The sequence below is a fragment of the Rhodococcus sp. (in: high G+C Gram-positive bacteria) genome (assembly GCF_049299235.1).
Lineage (GTDB): Bacteria > Actinomycetota > Actinomycetes > Mycobacteriales > Mycobacteriaceae > Rhodococcus.
This window is the reverse complement of the sequence record NZ_JBAQXC010000333.1, coordinates 1-4,624: the sequence shown is the minus strand read 5'-3', so window position 1 is coordinate 4,624 and position 4,624 is coordinate 1. Positions and strand designations below refer to the sequence as shown.

Here is a 4,624-nt window from a genome sequence, read left to right as displayed (position 1 = left end):
GTGCCCGTCAGGCGGCGGCCGCGCGGGCGGCGCGTCCGCAGGCCGCGGTCAAGGAGCGGGTGTGGGACACCGTGGTGGGTGACGACTCGATCGCCAACATCACCGCGCGGGCGGTCATCGGCGGGTTCGCCCCGGCCGGGCAGGGTGAGCTGCTCGAACCGTTCGTGGCGCGGTACTTCGCCGATATCGCGGGTGTGTGGGAACGGCGGTCCAGTGAGGTCGCGCAGACGGTCGTGGTCGGGCTGTATCCGGCGTGGTCGATCTCGGAGTCGTCGGTCGCGGCGGCCGACGAATTCCTCGCCGAAGACCGGCCGCCGGCGTTGCGCCGGCTCGTCGTCGAGGGCCGTGCAGGCGTCGTCCGGTCGCTCGAGGCTCGCACCTTCGACGCCTCCTGACACGGGTGAAGGGACCCTTCAGCCGGTTCGACCGACTGATGGGTCCCTTCACCGAGCAGCTGGAACTACGGGGGGAGCTGACGCTACGGGGCGACGACCGCGTTGCTGATGACGCGGATGGCGCTGACGAGGCCGTCGAGCAGCTGACCCTGGCCGAACGACGAGACCGCGGCGGTCACACCGAGCTGCGCGACACGATCGGTGACGCGGTCCTCGACGTCACTGCCACTGCGGATCTGGATCGACCGCTGATTCGGGTAGACGGCGATGAGCACCGAACGGGCCGCCTCCGGTGTCTGCGGGAAGACCGTGTCGGTGGCCGCCGCCGGGTCCGCCGCATCCGCGATGTAGACGTTGAACCGGATCTTGGTGGCCCGGGTGGCGTCGGCGAGAGCATCGTCGAGCGCGACGAGGTCCCACATGCCGAACGGCGGGTTCTCGTCGAACGGGTCGCCGAGCGGGATGGCCCGCGAGATGCGTCCGCCTGCCGTCTGCACGGCGGCGTACGGCAGGTTCTCCGGCGCGATCGCCGGGGCGTGGATCACGTCACCACTTGCCACTTGCGGTACCTCCGATCAGTTCCGTCGCCGAACCGGCGTGTCCGTGTCCACCGTGGTGTCCGTGTCCGGTCACCTCGTCGACAGCGCTCCACAGCACCGGCTCGCGATCCCACTTGTCACCGAGCTTGTACTCGGGCAGATCCGGGGCCGTGTACTTCGGCCCGATGTAGCCCAGCCCCCCGAGGACGAGGACCACAAGCAACGGGATGCCCACGAATATGAGGGTTGTCTCGAGAATGCTCACACCGCAAACGGTAGCCCAGGCGGTACCATCCCGGCGCACTTGGGCCGAGATGTTCACGAAGCGCTCAGGCGGCGCCTTCGCTCAGATACGGCAACCAGGTCGGATGAAGCTCCGGCAGGGTCGCTAGCAGACGCCAATGCCTGCCCTCCGGCGGCACCAGTGCGGCCCGCAGGGTCCAGCCCAGTTCGCTGAGCAACCGGTCGGCCTTCTTGTGGTTGCACGACGCGCAGCAGGCGACGCAGTTTTCCCACGAATGTTCGCCGCCGCGACTGCGCGGCACGACATGATCGACGGTTTCGGCTTTGGATCCGCAATAGGCGCACCGGTTGCCGTCCCGGTGCATGAGCGCAGCCCGGGTCATCGGCACCCGCGCGCGGTACGGCACCCGCACGAACGTGCGCAGCCGGATCACCGACGGAAGTTGCACGGATCGCTCCGCCGAATGCACGACCGGTGCTGCCGGATCCTCGTGCACGGTGTCGGCCTTACCGCAGGTCATGAGCACGACAGCCCGGCGCGCGGGGAGTGCGGTCAAGGGTTCGTAGGTGGCGTTGAGCAGCAGCACCCGCAGCCCGAACCAGTTCGGTGCGGCACCGGGATCGTGTACTACACGCAGTGTGTTGGCCCCCGGCACCCCATCCGGGGCGTCCGTGGGCGGGAGTTGTCGATGTGAGCTGCTGCGGTGCTTCATGCGACCTCCGGAAGACTGGCAATAGTGGATCACGGATGCCGCCGAATCGCACCCCGAATTCGCCGACGCCGTGTGGTCTCGGTGGTGAACATCCGATGCCGCCCCGGCGGCAGCCTCACAGCGGAACCGGGCACAATGGGCGAGCGAGAGGGAACGGTGAGCAACGATGAGTGACGAGCAGACCTTCTACGACGCGATCGGTGGAGCCGAGACGTTCCGGAAGATCACCGCGCGATTCTACGAAGAGGTCGCCAAGGACGAGATCGTCCGGCCGATGTATCCGGAGGAAGACCTGGGCCCGGCCGAACGCCGCATGCGGATGTTTCTCGAACAATATTGGGGTGGCCCCCGCACCTATTCGGACGAGCGGGGACATCCGCGCCTGCGGATGCGTCACCACCCGTTCACGATCGGTCCGACCGAACGGGACGCCTGGCTGCGCTGCATGCACATCGCGATCGCATCCATCGACGACGCCACACTCGACGCCGCGCACCGCCGGCAGTTGGTCGACTACATCGACATGGCGGCGGATTCCCTGATCAACTCGCCGGACTGACGCGGACACGTGAGGCGCGGCGTCCCGGTGGTTGCGCCGGGGGCGGCGCACGGCCCCGAGTTTTGACACGATGGTCCCGTGTCCCGGCCACACCACCCCGAACCCCCGGCATCGCCGGTGCCGTGGTGGCGCGACGCCGTCTTCTACCAGGTCTATCCGCGGTCGTTCGCCGATGCGAACGGCGACGGGATCGGCGACCTCACCGGGATCCGCGACCGCCTCGGCTATCTCGAACTGCTCGGCGTCGACGCGATCTGGCTGAACCCGGTGATGCGCTCCCCCATGTCCGATCACGGCTACGACGTGTCCGACCCGCGGGACATCGATCCGCTGTTCGGCGACCTCGACGATTTCGACGACCTGGTCCGGGAGGCACACGCCCGGCGGATTCGCGTGGTGATGGATCTGGTGCCGAACCACACCAGCAACGCCCACCCGTGGTTCGTCGCCGCTCTCGCCGCACCTCCGAGCAGCAGTGAACGTGCCCGCTATCACTTTCGTGACGGTCGGGGCCCCGGCGGCAGCGATCCACCGAACAACTGGCCGAGCATCTTCGGTGGCCCCGCCTGGACACGGATCACCGAACCCGACGACACGCCCGGCGAATGGTATCTGCATCTGTTCGCACCCGAACAACCGGATTTGAACTGGGACAACGACGAGGTCTTCGCCGATCTGGAACGGACACTGCGGTTCTGGCTCGATCGCGGTATCGACGGATTCCGCATCGACGTCGCGCACGGCATGGCCAAACCGGACGGTCTGCCGGACCACGACGGGTGGCAGTCGAACAAGTTGCTGACGCACTTCGACACCGACCCGCGGTTCAACGACCCGAACGTGCACGCCATCCACCGGAGGATCCGGAAGGTCCTCGACGAATACCCGTACGCCGTGGCGATCGGCGAGATCTGGGTGCATGATCCGCGGCGGTTCGCCGAATATCTGCGCCCCGACGAGCTACACCTGGGATTCGACTTCCACCTCGCGCTCACCGGCTGGGACTCGGCTGCGATCCGGGAAGCGATCGACGATTCGCTCGCCGCGGTCGCTCCGGTACACGGGAGCCCGACGTGGACGCTGTCCAATCACGATGTGCCGCGGGAGGTCACCCGGTTCGGCGGCGGCGCGACCGGAATCGAACGGGCCCGGGCGATGATCCTCGTCGAGTTGGCGCTGCCCGGCGCGGTGTTCGTCTACAACGGAGCCGAACTCGGTCTGGCCGACGTCGACCTGCCCGACGACGCCTTGCGGGACCCGGTGTGGACACGGTCCGGGTACACCGACCGCGGTCGCGACGGCTGCCGGGTTCCGCTGCCGTGGCAGGGCGACCGGCCGCCGTTCGGATTCACCGAGGCCGCACAGGGCTGGTTGCCGCAGCCGACGAGCTGGGCCGCACTGACCGCCGAACGGCAACTCGAAGACGTGACGTCGATGCTGTCGCTGTACCGGTCGGCGCTCGAACTGCGCCGTCGCCGTCCGGAGTTCTCCGGTGGGATCGCCTGGTACGGAAGCCCACCCGGTTGCCTGGCCTTCCGGCGACGCGGCGGCCTGACGTGCGCGCTCAACACGACCGACGAGCCGGTGCCGCTGCCGCCGGGTACGGTGCTGCTCGCGAGCGCACCGGACGTGGAAACCGCACTGCCACCGAACACCGCGGCCTGGCTGCTCTGACACCGTCGACCCAGAACCCTGTTGTGTCACAGCATGTTCAGTCCAGGGACGTCGCCTCGTCGCAGATACACCGAGCCATAGCGGGCATCGAGCCGCAGCCACGTCGAGGTGGCCCGCACCCGCACCACCTCGGCCGGATCGATGCGCGCGAGGTCGATATCCGCGGTCGCACCGACCCCGGGGCCGGTGGGTACGAAACCCATTCCGTTGAGCGCGAACACCAGCCGCATCGGCACCCCGACGGTAGTGCCGCCGCCGGTCACCTCGAGAACCTCCTGCGCGAGCAACGACACCGGTGGACCCTGCGCGCCCTGTTCCCGGGTCACCGCCACTCCCCGCTGCGCGAGATCGACGAGGACACGCGCCGGGACGTCGTCGATGTGGACGTAACCGTCCTCCGGTGGCAGCGACCCCCGCCACGCCGAATCGACGGCCCAGCCGGGTTCGATGCTCTCCTCCGCGCCGGGCGCGCTCAACGCCGCGCGCAGCCCGTCCGCGGCC

Annotated in this window: 7 protein-coding genes; 3 read left to right on the top strand and 4 right to left on the bottom strand. The window is 68.5% G+C overall.

What is annotated here, in order from left to right:
* The coding region (locus tag WAX14_RS20830; RefSeq protein WP_422629950.1) for an ERAP1-like C-terminal domain-containing protein at nt 1–395 on the top strand (395 nt) is incomplete at its 5' end.
* A gap of 83 nt (nt 396–478) precedes the next feature.
* Here the strand turns inward: WAX14_RS20830 and WAX14_RS20825 are convergent.
* The 3 genes from WAX14_RS20825 to WAX14_RS20815 form a co-directional block, all read right to left on the bottom strand.
* Complete coding sequence (locus WAX14_RS20825) at nt 479–955, bottom strand: DUF5130 family protein (protein ID WP_422629949.1); 477 nt, start codon at nt 953–955, stop codon at nt 479–481.
* Nucleotides 942–1,199, bottom strand: coding sequence for a hypothetical protein (locus tag WAX14_RS20820; RefSeq protein ID WP_422629948.1), 258 nt, complete (start codon nt 1,197–1,199; stop codon nt 942–944). The genes WAX14_RS20825 and WAX14_RS20820 overlap by 14 nt, the downstream gene beginning before the upstream one ends.
* 64 nt (nt 1,200–1,263) lie before the next feature.
* On the bottom strand, nt 1,264–1,890 hold the full coding sequence (locus WAX14_RS20815) for an HNH endonuclease (RefSeq protein WP_422629947.1): 627 nt from the start codon (nt 1,888–1,890) through the stop codon (nt 1,264–1,266).
* A gap of 166 nt (nt 1,891–2,056) precedes the next feature.
* On the opposite strand from WAX14_RS20815, the gene WAX14_RS20810 reads away from it, so the two are divergent.
* Both WAX14_RS20810 and WAX14_RS20805 read left to right on the top strand, forming a co-directional pair.
* Nucleotides 2,057–2,449 carry a globin gene (locus tag WAX14_RS20810; protein ID WP_422629946.1) on the top strand — a complete coding sequence of 131 codons (393 nt, stop codon included), beginning with the start codon at nt 2,057–2,059 and terminating at the stop codon, nt 2,447–2,449.
* A gap of 78 nt (nt 2,450–2,527) precedes the next feature.
* On the top strand, nt 2,528–4,123 hold the full coding sequence (locus WAX14_RS20805) for a glycoside hydrolase family 13 protein (protein ID WP_422629945.1): 1,596 nt from the start codon (nt 2,528–2,530) through the stop codon (nt 4,121–4,123).
* Nucleotides 4,124–4,149: 26 nt separating this feature from the next.
* On the opposite strand, the gene WAX14_RS20800 is transcribed toward WAX14_RS20805, so the two are convergent.
* The coding region (locus tag WAX14_RS20800) for a hypothetical protein (RefSeq protein WP_422629944.1) at nt 4,150–4,624 on the bottom strand (475 nt) is incomplete at its 5' end.